13 protein-coding genes and 1 pseudogene are annotated in these 14,203 nt (G+C 75.0%); 7 read left to right on the top strand and 7 right to left on the bottom strand.

The window, feature by feature from the left end:
• Positions 1 to 91, bottom strand: a pseudogene (locus ACFV1L_RS09005) (electron transfer flavoprotein subunit beta); the annotation flags it as partial.
• Positions 92 to 233: 142 nt separating this feature from the next.
• Positions 234 to 1,874, bottom strand: coding sequence for an FAD-dependent oxidoreductase (locus tag ACFV1L_RS09000; RefSeq protein ID WP_380364285.1), 1,641 nt, complete (start codon positions 1,872 to 1,874; stop codon positions 234 to 236).
• 96 nt (positions 1,875 to 1,970) lie between these two features.
• Between ACFV1L_RS09000 and ACFV1L_RS08995 the strand changes: the two genes are divergently transcribed.
• On the top strand, positions 1,971 to 2,579 hold the full coding sequence (locus ACFV1L_RS08995) for a helix-turn-helix domain-containing protein (protein ID WP_380364283.1): 609 nt from the start codon (positions 1,971 to 1,973) through the stop codon (positions 2,577 to 2,579).
• Between the two features lie 66 nt (positions 2,580 to 2,645).
• On the opposite strand, the gene ACFV1L_RS08990 is transcribed toward ACFV1L_RS08995, so the two are convergent.
• Both ACFV1L_RS08990 and ACFV1L_RS08985 read right to left on the bottom strand, forming a co-directional pair.
• The gene (locus ACFV1L_RS08990) at positions 2,646 to 3,326 is read right to left on the bottom strand and encodes a Tat pathway signal sequence domain protein (protein WP_380364281.1); all 681 of its coding nucleotides are present in this window, start codon (positions 3,324 to 3,326) and stop codon (positions 2,646 to 2,648) included.
• A 224-nt stretch (positions 3,327 to 3,550) separates the two neighbouring features.
• Positions 3,551 to 4,525 (bottom strand): hypothetical protein, encoded by a 975-nt coding sequence (locus ACFV1L_RS08985; RefSeq protein WP_380364279.1) that lies wholly within the window; start codon positions 4,523 to 4,525, stop codon positions 3,551 to 3,553.
• A gap of 583 nt (positions 4,526 to 5,108) precedes the next feature.
• On the opposite strand from ACFV1L_RS08985, the gene ACFV1L_RS08980 reads away from it, so the two are divergent.
• The 4 genes from ACFV1L_RS08980 (at position 5,109) to ACFV1L_RS08965 (ending at position 8,027) form a co-directional block, all read left to right on the top strand.
• Positions 5,109 to 5,738, top strand: coding sequence for a DUF6230 family protein (locus tag ACFV1L_RS08980; protein ID WP_380364277.1), 630 nt, complete (start codon positions 5,109 to 5,111; stop codon positions 5,736 to 5,738).
• Positions 5,728 to 6,321: a DUF6114 domain-containing protein gene (locus tag ACFV1L_RS08975; protein ID WP_380364275.1), complete on the top strand. Its 594-nt coding sequence runs from the start codon at positions 5,728 to 5,730 to the stop codon at positions 6,319 to 6,321. Before ACFV1L_RS08980 ends, ACFV1L_RS08975 begins: the two co-directional genes overlap by 11 nt.
• 220 nt (positions 6,322 to 6,541) lie before the next feature.
• Positions 6,542 to 7,180, top strand: coding sequence for an allophanate hydrolase subunit 1 (locus tag ACFV1L_RS08970; protein ID WP_380364273.1), 639 nt, complete (start codon positions 6,542 to 6,544; stop codon positions 7,178 to 7,180).
• Complete coding sequence (locus ACFV1L_RS08965; protein ID WP_380364271.1) at positions 7,167 to 8,027, top strand: biotin-dependent carboxyltransferase family protein; 861 nt, start codon at positions 7,167 to 7,169, stop codon at positions 8,025 to 8,027. The genes ACFV1L_RS08970 and ACFV1L_RS08965 overlap by 14 nt, the downstream gene beginning before the upstream one ends.
• Before the next feature lie 13 nt (positions 8,028 to 8,040).
• On the opposite strand, the gene ACFV1L_RS08960 is transcribed toward ACFV1L_RS08965, so the two are convergent.
• The 3 genes from ACFV1L_RS08960 to ACFV1L_RS08950 all read right to left on the bottom strand — a co-directional run bounded on the left by ACFV1L_RS08960 (position 8,041) and on the right by ACFV1L_RS08950 (position 12,324).
• Positions 8,041 to 9,282: a VWA-like domain-containing protein gene (locus ACFV1L_RS08960; RefSeq protein ID WP_380364269.1), complete on the bottom strand. Its 1,242-nt coding sequence runs from the start codon at positions 9,280 to 9,282 to the stop codon at positions 8,041 to 8,043.
• 122 nt (positions 9,283 to 9,404) lie between these two features.
• Entirely contained in the window at positions 9,405 to 10,625 is a 1,221-nt protein-coding gene (locus tag ACFV1L_RS08955; RefSeq protein ID WP_380364267.1) for an AAA family ATPase, read from the bottom strand.
• 397 nt (positions 10,626 to 11,022) lie between these two features.
• Positions 11,023 to 12,324, bottom strand: coding sequence for a hypothetical protein (locus ACFV1L_RS08950; protein ID WP_380364265.1), 1,302 nt, complete (start codon positions 12,322 to 12,324; stop codon positions 11,023 to 11,025).
• A gap of 165 nt (positions 12,325 to 12,489) precedes the next feature.
• Between ACFV1L_RS08950 and ACFV1L_RS08945 the strand changes: the two genes are divergently transcribed.
• Together ACFV1L_RS08945 and ACFV1L_RS08940 are read left to right on the top strand one after the other, a co-directional pair.
• Positions 12,490 to 13,407 carry an oxygenase MpaB family protein gene (locus ACFV1L_RS08945; protein WP_380364264.1) on the top strand — a complete coding sequence of 306 codons (918 nt, stop codon included), beginning with the start codon at positions 12,490 to 12,492 and terminating at the stop codon, positions 13,405 to 13,407.
• A 441-nt stretch (positions 13,408 to 13,848) separates the two neighbouring features.
• Positions 13,849 to 14,034 carry a hypothetical protein gene (locus ACFV1L_RS08940; protein WP_380364262.1) on the top strand — a complete coding sequence of 62 codons (186 nt, stop codon included), beginning with the start codon at positions 13,849 to 13,851 and terminating at the stop codon, positions 14,032 to 14,034.
• Positions 14,035 to 14,203 lie beyond the last annotated feature (169 nt).

Here is a 14,203-nt window from a genome sequence, read left to right as displayed (position 1 = left end):
CCTCCCGGTCGGTGGTGGCATCGTCCGCGAAGCGACGGTCACCGGTCGCGTCGGGCACGTACTTCACACAGACAACGATCCTCAAGCTCACGGCCGCCTTCGTCCTTTCACGCGGGAGGGAACTCAGTACCCCCACTAGACCACACTCCGTGCCACGGATCCACTCCTCATGGAAGTGAGAGGGGCCTCAGTGTCTTCCGGCAGGGGAACTGAGTGTCAGCATCTCCCGGGATTCAGGCCTTGCGGCGCAGGCGGAGCGTCGAGTCGCGGTGCGGACGGGCGTCCGGGTCGGCGACAGGGTGCTCGGGGTGGTCGTGCCGGGCGTGCTCCTCGGCGCGCTCCACCGTCCAGGCGCCGGGGTCGAGTTGCAGGGAGGAGAGCATCTCGGCGGGGGTCGGGAAGTGCATCTCCGGGTGCGGGTGGTCGTGCCGGGCGGGGAAGGCGGCGTGGCTGACGATCAGCAGGGTGCCGCCGGGGGCGACCGCGGCGGCGGCCCGGCGCAGCACCCGCTCGCGCGGGAACTCGGCGGGGGAGTGCAGGAACTGGGCGGAGACCAGGTCGTAGGAGCCGGCCGGGAAAGCGTTTGCCAGGTCGGTGCGCTGCCAGCTGATCCGGTCCGCGACGCCTTCGACGGCGGCCCGGGCGGCGGCCCGGTCCAGGGCGACCCGGGAGATGTCGACGGCGGTCACCTGCCAGCCCTGCTGCGCCAGCCAGATGGCGTCGCCGCCCTCGCCGCAGCCCAGGTCGAGCGCGTGGCCGGGGGCCATGCCGGCGACCTCGCGGGTGAGCGCGGCGTTGGCCCGGCCGCTCCAGATCTGCTCGCTCTCGCCGTAGCGGCGCTCCCAGAACTCGACGGCCTCGACGGCGAGCCGGGTCTCCTCGGCGACCAGGTCGGCGTTGATCGCGGCGCCGGCCCGCAGCCCGTCCGCGGCGGCGACGGCGACCTGCGCCATCGGGTCGGCCAGATTGCCGGCCGCCCACACGCCGGGGACGCCGGTGGCGCCGGTCGGGTCGGTGGTGGCGATCCGCTCGCCGAGCTTGACGCCGTCGTGGACCAGGTCGGCCGGGACGAGGCCGAGGCCGTCCAGGAACGGGGCCCGCACCGTCAGCGCGGTGCCGACGGCCAGCGCGTCGCACTCGACCACGGTGCCGTCGGCCAGGCGCACGCCGGTGAGTGTGCCGGAATCGTCGGCGGGCAGCACGGCGGTGACCTCGCCGGGGTGCACGGTCACGCCGCGGGCGGCGAGTTCGCGCCGCTGCTGCTCGGTGAACGGCGCGGCGGTGTGGGCGAGCAGTGCGACGTCGGAGCTCCACTGGCGCCACAACAGCGCCTGGTGGACGGCGACGGCGGGCTCGGTGGCGAGCACGGCGATCCGGCGGTCGCGGACCTCCCAGCCGTGGCAGTACGGGCAGTGCAGCACCTGGCTGCCCCAGCGCTCGGCCAGGCCCGGCACGTCGGGCAGCACGTCGGTGGTGCCGGTCGCCAGCAGCAGCCGGCGGGCGTGCACGACGGTGCCGTCGGACAGTTCGGCGCGGAAGGCGCCGTCCGGCTGCGGGGTGACGGTGCGCACCTCGGCGTCGTGGAACTCGCCTCCGTACGAGGAGACTTCGGCCCGGCCGAGGGCGACCAGCCCGGCCGGCGGCAGGCCCTCCCGGGCGAGCAGGCCGTGGATGCCCTCGGCGGGGGCGTTGCGCGGCCGGCCGGCGTCGACGACCAGGACGGAGCGGCGGGCCCGGGCCAGGACCAGTGCGCCGCTCAGCCCGGCGGCGCCGCCGCCGACGACCAGGACGTCGTGGTGGCGCTCGGGCGCGTGCGCCCGGTCGGGCCGGTGCGGGTGCTCGTGGCGGTGCGGATCGCGATGCGTGGTGGTCATGGCTCGATGGTGCGACGCCCTCGCCGGATTGACAAAGAATGTTGCTGAGGCGGCAAATGGAGGGGTCGAACGGGAGCCGGACGCGAGGAGTGGCCGATGGGTGCGCAGCACGAGGACTTCGAGGCGGTGCTGACCGGCGTCGGGCCGCGGTTGCGGGCCATCCGGCAGCAGCGCGGCACGACGTTGGCGCAGCTTAGCGAGGAGACCGGCATCTCGGTCAGCACGCTGTCCCGGCTGGAGTCGGGCGGGCGCCGGCCCACCCTGGAGCTGCTGCTGCCGCTGGCCCGGGCGCACGGGGTGGCGCTGGACGAACTGGTGGACGCGCCGCCGACGGGCGATCCCCGGGTGCGGCTGCGCCCGTTCGTCCGGCACGGCTGGACGTACCTGCCGCTGGCCCGCAACCTCGGCGGGATGCAGGCGTACAAGATGATCGTCCCGCCGGGTGCTCGGGAGGAGGCCGAGCAGCGCACCCATGACGGCCACGAGTGGCTGTACGTGCTGTCGGGGCAGCTGCGGCTGCGGCTCGGCGAGCACGACGTGGTGCTGAAGGCGGGCGAGGCCGCCGAGTTCGACACCCGCACGCCGCACGTGTTCACCAACGCGGGATCGACGCCGGTGGAGTTCCTGAGCCTGTTCGGCCCGCAGGGCGAGCGGGTGCACGTGCGGGCCCGGACGACCGGCGGAGGTTCCGGCAAAGGCACCTGACAGCCGGTCACGGCGCAGCGCCGCGCCCCGGGGAGGGCGCGGCGCCGAGGTGCCGGTGGCGGAGCGTCAGTTGACCAGGACGGTGCCGCCGTTGGCGGTGTCCTTGACGGGGCCGTACGCCGCCGAGAAGTACACGGTCGGGAAGCAGATGCTCGGGCCGCTGGCCTTGGTGAGCGTCTGGTTGACGAGGGAGATCTGCGGCGGGGTGTTGGTGGCGTTGCCGTTCAGGGTCGCCGCGCTGGAGCGGAAGGTGCAGGTGGCGGTGCCGGCCAGGGTCTTGAGGACGGCGGTCGCCTGGATGACGCTGCCCGCCGCGGGGGCGAGCGTGACCGGGAAGCCGGCCGTGTCGCTGATGCTCAGCGTGTAGGGCAGGTTGTCCATCGTCAGGCTGCTCACGCCGGTGACGCCGACCACGTTGGAGGTGCAGCCGGAGAAGGTCAGGGTGGTGACCGGGCCGGACGCGGTGCCGCTGACGGTGGGGCTGACGGACGGGTTGGCGGCCACGCTGCCGCCGATGTGGGAGGCGGTGCACTTGACGCCGGTGGTGCCGGTCGGGGTGCTGTACATGGTGGCCACGGTGCCGGAGACCAGGTCGGCGGAGAGCGGGTCTCCGACGTTCACGGGGGCGCCGATGTCCGTGTACAGGAGGGGCCCGCTGACGGTGGCGCCGGCGGGGCCGGCCTGCAGGGCGACCAGGGCGGTGGCGGCGGCCAGGGCGGCGGCGCCGGCGAAGAGGCGGTTGCGCACGAGGGTTCCTTCCGGTGGGTGGGGCATCCGGTGGGTGGGGGCGGTCCCCGGCCCGGTGGCCGGGGCGCGGCTCCGGTGGTGCGGAGCGCGTGCCCGCCCGCGGTGGGGCGGGCACGAGTCGGTGGGGGATCGGGCGGTGCGCCGCGCGGGACGGGTCAGCGTCCGGTGGGGTACGGCGGCGCGGCGTCACCGCCCGGGCCGGTGGCCGGCGCCGGGCGCGGCGGTCAGTGCGCCGCGCTGTCGCTCAGCGCGGCGGTCAGGTCGGCGAGGTTGTCGTCCAGCACGAAGGACGCGTTGGTCTGCGCGAAGCTGACCGAGTTCTTGCCGGGCGCGGCGGGCAGGTTCATGGTCCAGTTGATGATCTGGTTGAGCGAGCCGAGCAGGCCGCAGCCGTTGGCGCCGGGCACCTTGAAGGTGTTGTCGACCAGGTTGGCGTTGTTCTCCGAGATCACCAGCGCGTTGTGGCCGTTGGGGTCCATGGTGAAGTCGATCGTCCCCGGGTCGCCGGTCATGGGGGCGGCCGGCGCGGGCGGGGCGGTGGTGCCGGTGGTCGGCTTGAGGATCAGCGGCGCGGAGTTCGAGCCGACGTAGCAGTCCGGGCCGAACAGGGCGTTGAACAGGTGCAGCTTGATCGGCAGTTGGAAGACGGGGTAGGGCTCGCCGGTGGCCATCGGCGTGAAGGCGGTGACCGGGCCCGCCTGTTCGACCTGCGCGAAGACGCTGGTGATGCCGGGCAGGAAGTTCTGGATGCCGGGGATGGTGATCTCCACCATCGGCGCGCTCATCAGCGGCGCGTTGGTCGGCGGCACCACCTTGTACTGGTTGGCGGTGGTGCCGTCCGGGAAGGTCACCGAGGGCGCGGACTTGTCCCAGTAGAAGCCGAACTGCAGCTTGATCGGCGAGTTGAACGGCACCACGGTGCTGCCCAGGGTGAACTTGCCGCCGTTGGTCACCGACACCAGGCAGCCGACCTGGAGGTTCTCCGGGTCGGCCATGGCCGGCGCGGCCAGCGGGCAGTTGCCCATGCCGGTGTACGGCCCGCCGGGCGCGGCGGCGGACGCCGGAACGGTGCCGGCCAGCAGTGCGGCACCGGCCAGCGCGGCCGGTACGGCGAGGCGGCCGAGCTTCCGCCGGGAGCCGGCGCGGTGGGCGGGGCGGTCGGAGCTGCTGGCGGAGCGGTCCGGCGGGGTGCGGCGCATGATGGGGGGACTCCTCACGGCAAAGGGGGGTGGGGTGGCGTGCCCGTGCTGGACGCGCCAACGGCGGTGCGGTGTACGGGTGTTCGGCGAGCGGCCCGGTCGCTCGACGCCACGAGCGACCGGGCCGGAAGGCGCACGACTGCCACCGTTCCGCCGGGGCGGAGCGTGGTACCGGGGGCGGCGCCCGGGGATCGGTGGGGCGCCGCACGGCGGGGCGACAGGGAACCCGGGGCTGCGTCCGACAGCGCCGTGTTACCGCCGGGTACATCGCAAATTTCTAGGCGGGCCCGATGGCAACGTCAAGAAGGCGTGCGGAAGTTGGCAGGCCGGTGAGTGTAGTTCGGAACAGCTGTCGCCCCAAGTGGCACACGAGTCACAGGAGTTGACTACTCCTCAGATGTGTGGGGACGGTGCGCGAAGTATTGACCCGCCATGTACCCCGGGGTAACTTCCAGTCAGCTCGCAGGGTATGAGAAAGATCGTCAACTGCACTCCTGCGTACGACCGTTGGCGCATCCGTCCACGCCAGGAACTCAGCACAGGCGAGCCGCGCATCCCCCACCCGAACCCTCTGGAGCTGCACATGGCCCACTCCGCAGAACAGCCCGCCGCCACCCCCACCGGGCGCGGCCGGGTCCGGCTGCGCCGAGCCGCACTGATGGCGATACCCGCCTGCGTGACTGCCGGCGTCCTGGTGACCCTGACCGCGCAGAACGTCCTCGCCACCCAGTTCGCCATCTCCGGCATGGCCTTCGAGGTCACCGCAGACCGTCTGGAAGGCAGCGGGTTCGAGCAGTTCGGCACCCTCGACAACATGATCGAGAACAGCCCCAACGCCGGCGACACCGGCGGCCAGCTGTTCCTGATCCAGACCGTGGTCAAGAAGGCCTCGCTGACCAAGCTCTGCCAGAGCGTCAACCTGGGCGGCATCAACCTGCTGATCACGGCCGGCGACAACGGCACCCCCGTCACCGCCGAGAACCTCAGCACCGACTCCGACCTGATGAGCGGCAACGCCGAGTTCAACAACATCGAGGTCGGCCGCGACGCCAGCACCTACGACAAGGCCGGAGTCGCCGGCCCGCCCGGAATGTTCGGCCAGCAGGCCGACACGGTGGCGGTCAGCAACTTCCGCCAGCAGAACTACGCCACCACCGCCGGAACCTTCCGGCTGCCCAACATGCACCTCAGCTTCAGCGCCAATGGCTGCTGAGTTCGACTCGGCACCGGACCGGGCGGCCGAGCACCCCGCGGCCGCCCGGCCCACCGGCCCCGAGCACCCCACCGGCCCCGAGGACACCGGCAGCGCCGAGCACCCCGGCGGCGCCGAGCGCTCCGCCAACCCCTGGCACCCCGCCGACCCCGGGCCCCCCGCCGTGGACGCCCAGCCGCCCGCCGCCGCCCGAACCGGCTTCGCCGGGTGGCGCGACCGCCGACCCTTCTGGGGCGGCGTGCTGGTCGCGCTGGCCGGTGCCGAGATCCTGTTCACCGAGAAGGCCCCGATGCGGATGGTCATCCGCATCGGACTGCTCGGCCTGGCCGGCTACATCATCCCGATCCTGATGGTGCTCTGCGGCCTGCTCCTCATCTTCCACCCCGTCCAACGGCTGTTCTACTCCCTGGTTGCGGTCCTCGCGACCCTCGGAAGCTGGATCACCTCCAACATCGGAGGCTTCTTCATCGGCCTGCTGCTCGGACTGGTCGGCAGCACCCTCGCCTTCGGCTGGATGCCCGACCAGCCCCTCAGCAAGCGCAAGGCACGCCGCGCCGCAGCACGCCGAGCGACCCCGGCCTGACCGGGGCGGCCCGCGGCGGAGGAGCGTGGCCTCCGCCGCGCGGACCGTCCGCGGCCCCCGCACACCGAGCGGTCGGGGGCCGCGGACGGCAGCCACTCCCCGGTCCGGCACGCGCACGGCACTCCGGTGTACGGCGTACGCACCGGACCCGCCGGTCGCTTGGTAGTTTGGCCCGAGGGCGGCCCAGCAGCGGCCGGGCGAACGGAACGGGACGGTCCGGGTGCGAGTACTGCCGTGCGGGAGCGACGCCGTCCTGATCGAGGTCGACACCGCCGACCAGGTCCAGCAACTGCACGGTGCACTGCGCACCGCACCACCCACCGGCGTGACCGAACTCGTCCCCGCCGCCCGCACCGTGCTGGTCCGCTTCGACCCCCGCAGCACCGACCCGCAGCGCCTGCGCACCGCCCTCGCCGCGCTGCCGCCCACCGCCGCCGCGGCCGCCGAACCGGCCGACACCGTCCGCATCCCCGTCCGCTACGACGGACCCGACCTCGCCGACGTCGCCCGACGCACCGGACTGACGGAACGCCAGGTGATCGAACGTCACACCGCCGCGCACTACCGCGTCGCGTTCTGCGGATTCTCCCCCGGCTTCGCCTACCTCACCGGCCTCGACCCGCGGCTGCGCCTGCCCCGCCGGGCCGAACCCCGGACCAAGGTGCCCGCCGGAGCCGTCGCCGTCGCCGACGAGTACACCGGCGTCTACCCCAGCCCCTCGCCCGGCGGCTGGCACCTGCTCGGCAGCACCGACCTCACCCTGTGGGACGCCACCGCCGACCCGCCCACCCGGCTGCGCCCCGGCACCGCCGTCCGCTTCGTCGAACAGGCCGAGGGGGCGGACCATGACACGCGGTGAACTGCTCGTCGTCCGGGCCGGCTTCGGCGCCACCGTGCAGGACCTCGGACGCCCCGGCCTGGCCGCACTCGGCGTCGGCCGGGCCGGCGCCGCCGACCGCGACGCGCTGCGGCTCGCCAACCGGCTGGTCGGCAACCCCGAGAACGCCGCCGGCATCGAAGCCCCGATGGGCGGCATCGAACTCGCCTTCCCCCGCACCACCACCTGCGCACTCGCCGGCGCCGACTGCCCCGCCTGGATCGACGCCCGCCCCGCCGGAACCCGCGCCCCCCTGCGCGTCCCCGCCGGCGCCCGGCTGCGCCTGGGCACCCCCACCCGCGGCCTGCGGGTCTACCTCGCCGTCCGCGGCGGCCTGGACGTCCCCCCGGTGCTCGGCTCCCGCGCCACCGACACCATCGCCGGACTCGGCCCCGCCCGGCTGGCGACCGGTCAACTGCTGCCGCTCGGCGACGCCGCCACCGGCTGGCCCACCGCCGACCTCGCCCCCCAACCCGCCCCCGCCGAGCGCACCGTGCTGCACGTGCTGCCCGGCCCGCGCGACGACTGGTTCACCGCCGGCGCGCTGCGCACCCTGCTCACCGAGCCCTACACCGTCACGCCCGACAGCGACCGGGTCGGCATGCGGCTCGACGGCCCCGCGCTGGAGCGCGCCAGGACCGGCGAACTCCCCTCCGAGGGCATGGTCGGCGGCGCGCTCCAAGTGCCGCCCACCGGGCGGCCGATCCTGTTCCTGGCCGACCACCCCGTCACCGGCGGCTACCCCGTCGTCGCAGTGGTCCGCCGCGAGGACCTCGGCGCCGCCGCGCAGGCCCGCCCCGGCGACACCCTGCACTTCCGGCGCGCCTGAACTGGGGCCCTGATCAACCCAGTTGCACGGTGTGCGCCCATTCCGGCGGCCGGTCGGGCCGGTAGTCGGGATCGTGCTCGTCGACGCCGGCCGGGCGGCGGAACAGGCCGACCACGGTGCGACAGGGCGGGCGGCGGGCCGGCCACGCCGTCTGGCCGTCCGTCAGCACCACCACCACGTCCGGCGGCGGGCTCGACCGCAGGGCCGCCGCGAACCCCTCCCGCAGATCCGTGCCGCCGCCCCCCACCAGCGTCAACCCGCCCTCCACACCGATCCGCTGGACCTGCTGGGCGGCGGCGTCGCAGGACACCACCGAGAGCAGCTCGCGCCGCCCGCCGAGCGTCCGGGCGATCGCCGCGACCTCCAGCAGAGCGGTGCCCAGCTCCTGATCGCCGACCGAACCGGAGGTGTCCACCACCACGGCCACGCGCGGCAGTTGATGGCGCAGCGAGGGCAGCACCACACCCGGCAGCGCGGTGGCGCGGCGCGCCGGGCGGCCGTACGTGTAGTCCGAGCCCGCGCCCGCGCCGGCCACCGCCGAACGCACCGCCGCCCCCAGCAACTCCCGCCACGGCTGCGGGGGATGGAACGCCTCCCGGGCCCAGCGCCGCCAGCCCGCCGGGGCGTCGCCCGGCCGACCGAGAATGCCCTCGGCGACCCGGAACCGGACCAGGTCGCGCTCGTGCTCCCGCAGCGCCCGCGCACCGTCCGGGCCGAGCTCCCACTCCCGGTCCAGGCCGTCCGCGCCGCTGCCGCACTCCAGCCAGGTGACCGGCTCGGTGCGCGCACCGAGCGTGAACATCGGCAGGTAGTCCTCCAGCAGCAGGTTCGGCGGCAGGCCGAGGGACGCCGGGTAGGCGGCGTCCCGGGGCGGGACCAGGCCGTCGCCGAACGCGTCGTCGTTGATCTCGCAGTCCGCCGCGAGGTTGATCCGCAACCGGTCGCCCGGCGTGTCCCAGCCGTACCTGCGCATCGCCCGGTCGGCCCGGCGGGCATGGTCGCGCAGCAGGTGGGAGACCTCGTGCACCCAGACCGAGGCGAGCACCTCCTCCGAGCGGGCGGCGACGAACGAGGGCGAGACGTAGCAGCGCCAGTACCGGTCCACCGCCATGGTCGGCACCCGCGCCGACTCGACCACCTGCATGGCGAACAGCGCCGTGGCCAGGTACGGCCGGGCCCGCACCGCCAGCAGGCGCGCCGCGTACAGCTTCGCCAGGTCCAGCGGCGGCCCGACCGGGCGGCGCAGGTCCGGCATCGCCGGGGCGGGCCGGGGCGGCGGCGGGCCCGGCTTCGGCCGGCCGGGTCGCGGCGCGGGCGGGCCCGGCCTCGGGGGGCCGGCCTTCGGAGCTGCGGGCGCCGGGCGCTCCGAGGGGGCGCTCATCGGCGGCCCGCCCGGGCAGCGGCGGGGACCCGGGCGGCGGCCCGGTCGGCGCGCCGGGACAGCTCCAGCGCGCCCGCGAACCGCTCGATCAACTCCGGCACCTCCCAGTCGGGTTGACGCAGCGCGACGAGCGTGGTGACGGGCACCACCAGCACGTCCGGGGTGCCGGTCTGCAGGGCGCGGGCCATCAACGTCCATGCGGCGTCCCAGCGTTGCCGGGACGGCCGCGAACGGACGGCGGCGACCACGGCGTCCAGCGCCACCTGCCGCAGATCGCCGCGCTCGGGCAGGACGGCCGTCTCCGGAACGGCGAGCAGGTCCTCCGGCGCGGGCAGGTCCATCCGGTCGACGGCGGCCAGCAGTTCGAGCCCCGGGCCGTCCCCGACCGTGCCGCGCACCAGCATCGACAGCACCTCGCGGGACGAGCCGGCGGCCGAACCGAAAGCGAGCAGCCGCACCGTCATCTCCCAGCTGCGCGGCGACGGCCAGGCCCTGCCGCGCCGGGTCTCGGCGGCCGGCAGCCGGTGCGTCAACTCGGGCCGGACCGTCAGCAGATCGCACACCGCGCGGCGGGCGAACCCGACGGCGGCGGGCAGCTTCCCGGCGTCCAGCCGGGGCAGCTCGGCGCGCGGCCACACCCCGCCGAGACCACGCACCACCACCTGCGGATCGTGCACCCAGTCCAGGTGGACGAATCGGTTGGCCAGCGGCGCACTCAGCTCCCAGCCGTCGGCGGCCGAGGCGCGCGGATTGGCCGCCGCCACGATCCGTACGCCCGGCGGGAGTCGGAGCGCACCGATCCGGCGCTCCAGGACGAGGCGGAGCAGCGCCGCCTGCACGGCGGGCGGGGCGGTGGACAGCTCGTCGAGGAACAGCAGTCCGCGACCCTGCCGCACCAACCGCACCGCCCAGTCCGGCGGCGCGAGCGGCACGCCCTCGGCGGCCGGGTCCGCCCCGATCACCGGCAGGCCGGAGAAGTCGGAGGGCTCGTGCACGCTGGCGATCACCGTGGTGAGCGGCAGGTCGAGCTCGACGGCGAGCTGGTTCAGGGCGGCGGTCTTGCCGATGCCGGGTTCTCCCCACAGGAGCACCGGGAGGTCGGCGGCGACAGCCAGTGTGAGGGCCTCGACCTGGAGGTCCTGTCGGGGTTCGGTGGCGGACTCGGCGAGCAGCGCCAGCAGGTGGTCGGCGACGGCGAGTTGGGCGGTGGAAGGCATGGTGATCACCTGGGGTGTGAGGAGTGGGACCTGCGGGGACGCGGGGCGGTCAGTGGTGGGCGGTGTTGCAGTGGCTGTCGTCGGCGGTGCCGGGGTGAGCGGTCTGCATGGGCAGAGCGGGCTTCGGGAGGGTGAGTTGGGTGGAGGAGGGCGGGCGGGGTCGTCGGATGGCGTGGTGCGCGTCGGTGGTCCTGCCGGTGCCGGGCCGGCCCGATCGGGGGACGGGGAGGTCGGAGTCAGTGGTGGGCGGGGTGCGGGGCGGTGTTCCAGTGGCTGTCGTCGGCGGTGGTCGGGGTGGGCAAAGGGGGCTCCTGGGGCGTGAGTCGGGTGGTTGAGGGCAGGGGGGATCGCCTCGGGTGGGCGGGGCGGTGTCCGAGGGGTGGTGGGGGAGTCGGGTTCAGGGGCGGTGGCGGAAGCTGCAGCAGCGGCACTTGCGGCCGCGGGGTGGGCGGGGCCGGTACGGATGGCCGTTCGGGTGGGGGGAGAGGGGGGCGGAGGTGCGGGCGTGGTGGAGGCCGGCCCGGTGCAGGGCTGCGAGGTCGTGGCGGTGGTCGTCGTCGGTGAGGCGGTCGGCGAGCGGGCCGTCACGCAGAGGCGTGTCGTCGCCGATCAGTTGACGGATGGTGGCGAGTGCGCCGGCCCGGTCGCCGTGCAGCAGGCGTTGCACGATGGCGTCCAGGGCGTCGGGCTGCCGGTGGGCGCGGTCGATGGTCTGCAGGCAGGGAATCGGTGGCCCGCCGAATGCCAACAGCAGTTCTTCGCGGCGTAGTTGGTCCGCAGGATGGTCGAGCGCGGTGAGCCGGCCGTCGACCAGGGCCACCCGGTGCCGGGCTCCCCGGCAGTCCACCAGCAGCGGATCCGCCGGGGACGGCGGCGCGGCCCGGACCGCCCGGTGGCCTGGCACCAGCGCCGCCGCGACCAGCGGGTGCAACCGGTCCGCCTCCACCGCCCCGGAGCGCAGCAGCCACAGGTCGGGCGGCGCCCAGGTGGCAGCGTCCGGGAGCACGGCGGCCTCGCCCGGCGCGCGCAGTTCCGCGTCCACCGGCCCGCCGCCGGGGCGGAGGACCAGGAACCGGCGCGCCGCCAGCCGTACCGCGACCGGCGCGTCGGGCGGCAGCCCGTCCGCCGTCCGCAGCAGCCCCGCCTCGAACTCCCAGACCGGCTCGGCCGACCGAGGATCAGTCAGCGCGGCGGTGCGGGACGCGAGTTCGGGGGCGCGGCGGACGTCCCACAGGTGGCGGTGCAGGTCGAGGCGGAAGCGTGGCTGCGGGCGTGGGCCGGCGTCCGGCCACAGGGCCAGGCTCACCCGCTGGCCCGCCGCCGCGCGGGGCGGGGCGGTGCGGGCGACCAGCTGGAACGCCGCCGGACCGTCCCGCGGGTAGCGGGCCAGGGCGGCGCTCAGGTTCGGCCGCAGCAGCCCGTCGGGGGCCGTCCGGGGCAGGTGCCAGCGCAGGAGGTCCGGAGCCAAGTGCCGCAGGTCGTCGCGCAGTTGGGCGGCCAGCTCGGAGCCGTGCGTGCGGGCCAGGGCCCGGACGTCCAGCTCCACGTCGAACCGGGCTGCTGCACAGGCACCGCCCCAGTCGCCCAGCTCGCGGCGGGCGGTGGCGGTCTCGATCATGGCCGGGGGAACGGCGAAGCGCCGTACGCGCGGCCAGAAGCAGGTACGAGTGTCCTCGTCCGTCGGTGAAGTGTGGTGCATCAGCACTCACTTCGGGCGGACGGGACCTCCAATCCACGAGTAGTCATCGGCGGTGATCGTAGCGGCTGTCGCGGCGTGCTGTCAGCCCCATTCGGCGGCGGGGGCCGGCGGCGTAGGGTGGGCGGAGGAGATCCAGCGGGGAACCGGGGCGGGAGGTGCTCGGCGGTGGCAGGTGGGTGGCGGCCGGTCCAGGCGGTGCGGCGGAGGCTGCTGCGGGAGATCAATTCGACGGTGCACGGCGCCGATCTGCACCTGGAGCGCTACGACCGGCCGCCCGGCGATCCGGGCCTGTTCGGGGCGTCCAGCGTGGTGTGGCGGGTGCACGAGCACCCGGCCGGAATGCTGGTCGGCGGGTTCGCCGCACTGATGCTGCAGTCGCTGCACCCGGTGGCGATGCGCGCCGTCGCCGAGCATTCCGACTACCGCAACGACCCGACGGGCCGCCTGCACCGCACCGCGCGGTTCGTGTCCACCACCACGCTCGGCTCGTCCGCCGCCGCCGAGGCCGCGATCGAGGGCGTGCGCCGCATCCACCGCCACGTCCGCGGCTTCGACGCGGCCGGGCGGCCGTACCGGGCCGACGAGCCGGAACTGCTCTGCTGGGTGCACACGGCGGAGGTGTCGTGCTTCCTGATGGGCCATCAGGTCTTCGCCGGCAGCGGTCGTCTGACCGATGACGCGTGCGACGCCTACCTGTCCGAGGTCGCGCTGATCGGCGAGCTGCTCGGCGCCGACGGGGTGCCCGGCTCACGGGCCGAGCTGGCCCGCTACCTGGCCCGGGTGCGGGGCGAACTGCGGGCCGGCCCCGAGGCGTTGGAGGCCGTCGCGCTGCTGCGCGGTTTCGGCCGGACCGGGCGCGAGCGGCTCGCGGTGCGGGTGCTCACCAACGCGGCGGTCGGGCTGCTGCCCGGCTGGGCCCGCCGCGAGCTCGGCATCCGCCGGCCGTGGGCGGTCCGCCGGCTCTGGGACCGGCCGCTGGCCCGGGCGCTCGGCGCGGTGATGGTGTGGGCCTGCGGACTGTCGCCGATCCGCGCCGCCGCCCACGCGCGGGCGGCGGCGCCCCGGGTCCCGGTCACCGGCTGACAGCGGGCAGCACGGGCCCGCTCGACGCGGCACGGGAAGCGCGGCCCGGGAAGCGCCGCTCGTGAAGGGGCGATGACAACGGGAAGCGGCCGTCGTCCGGGGCTGGGTCCGGACGACGGCCGCTCGAAACATCGTCGGTGTTCGGGGTTCGGCGCTGCGGGGAACGCGGCGGGCCTCAGTACTGGGGCCGACGGCCGTGGTTCGCCTTGCGCCTGGCGCGGGCCTTCTTCTTGCGGCGTCGCTTGGACGACATGGCCACACTCTCCTCTCGCGGCGGTGGACAACGACCCCCCGTCCACCGTGCGCCCGCCGCCCGGAAGTTGCCAGCCGGCCCCGGGGACGCGGTGTGCTCCGGCCGACACGCCCAGGAATGGCCGGGTGCCGCGGCGGGCAGGGACGCACCATGGAGACAGGGGGCCGATCACAGCCGCGGGAGGCGAGATGTCGCACCACACGCACGGAGACCACGACGCACCGGCCGACGAGTGGCCGCCCACCGAGACCCCGGAGGCGCGGATGACCGCGGAGGGCTCGCCGCCCCCGCCGGACGAGTCGGAGAAGACCGTGGAGGACGGTCCGGAGTTCGCCGTCCCGGTCTCCTCGCCGCCGGAGCCCGAGGAGGACTGACCGCAGCGGCGCGGACACGGGCGGCGACCGCGCGGCTGTCGGGGAGCGCCGCGGGACGAGCCGCAGGCGGCCCGCCAGGACGCGGAACGGAGGGCGGTTCGGACGGCGGATCGGGGTTACACGGACGGCACACCCGTTCGTCCGTTGATCCGATCGTCCGACACAAGGA

It is taken from the genome of Kitasatospora sp. NPDC059646 (assembly GCF_042734615.1).
Lineage (GTDB): Bacteria > Actinomycetota > Actinomycetes > Streptomycetales > Streptomycetaceae > Kitasatospora.
This window is presented reverse-complemented; position numbering and strand designations above follow the sequence as displayed.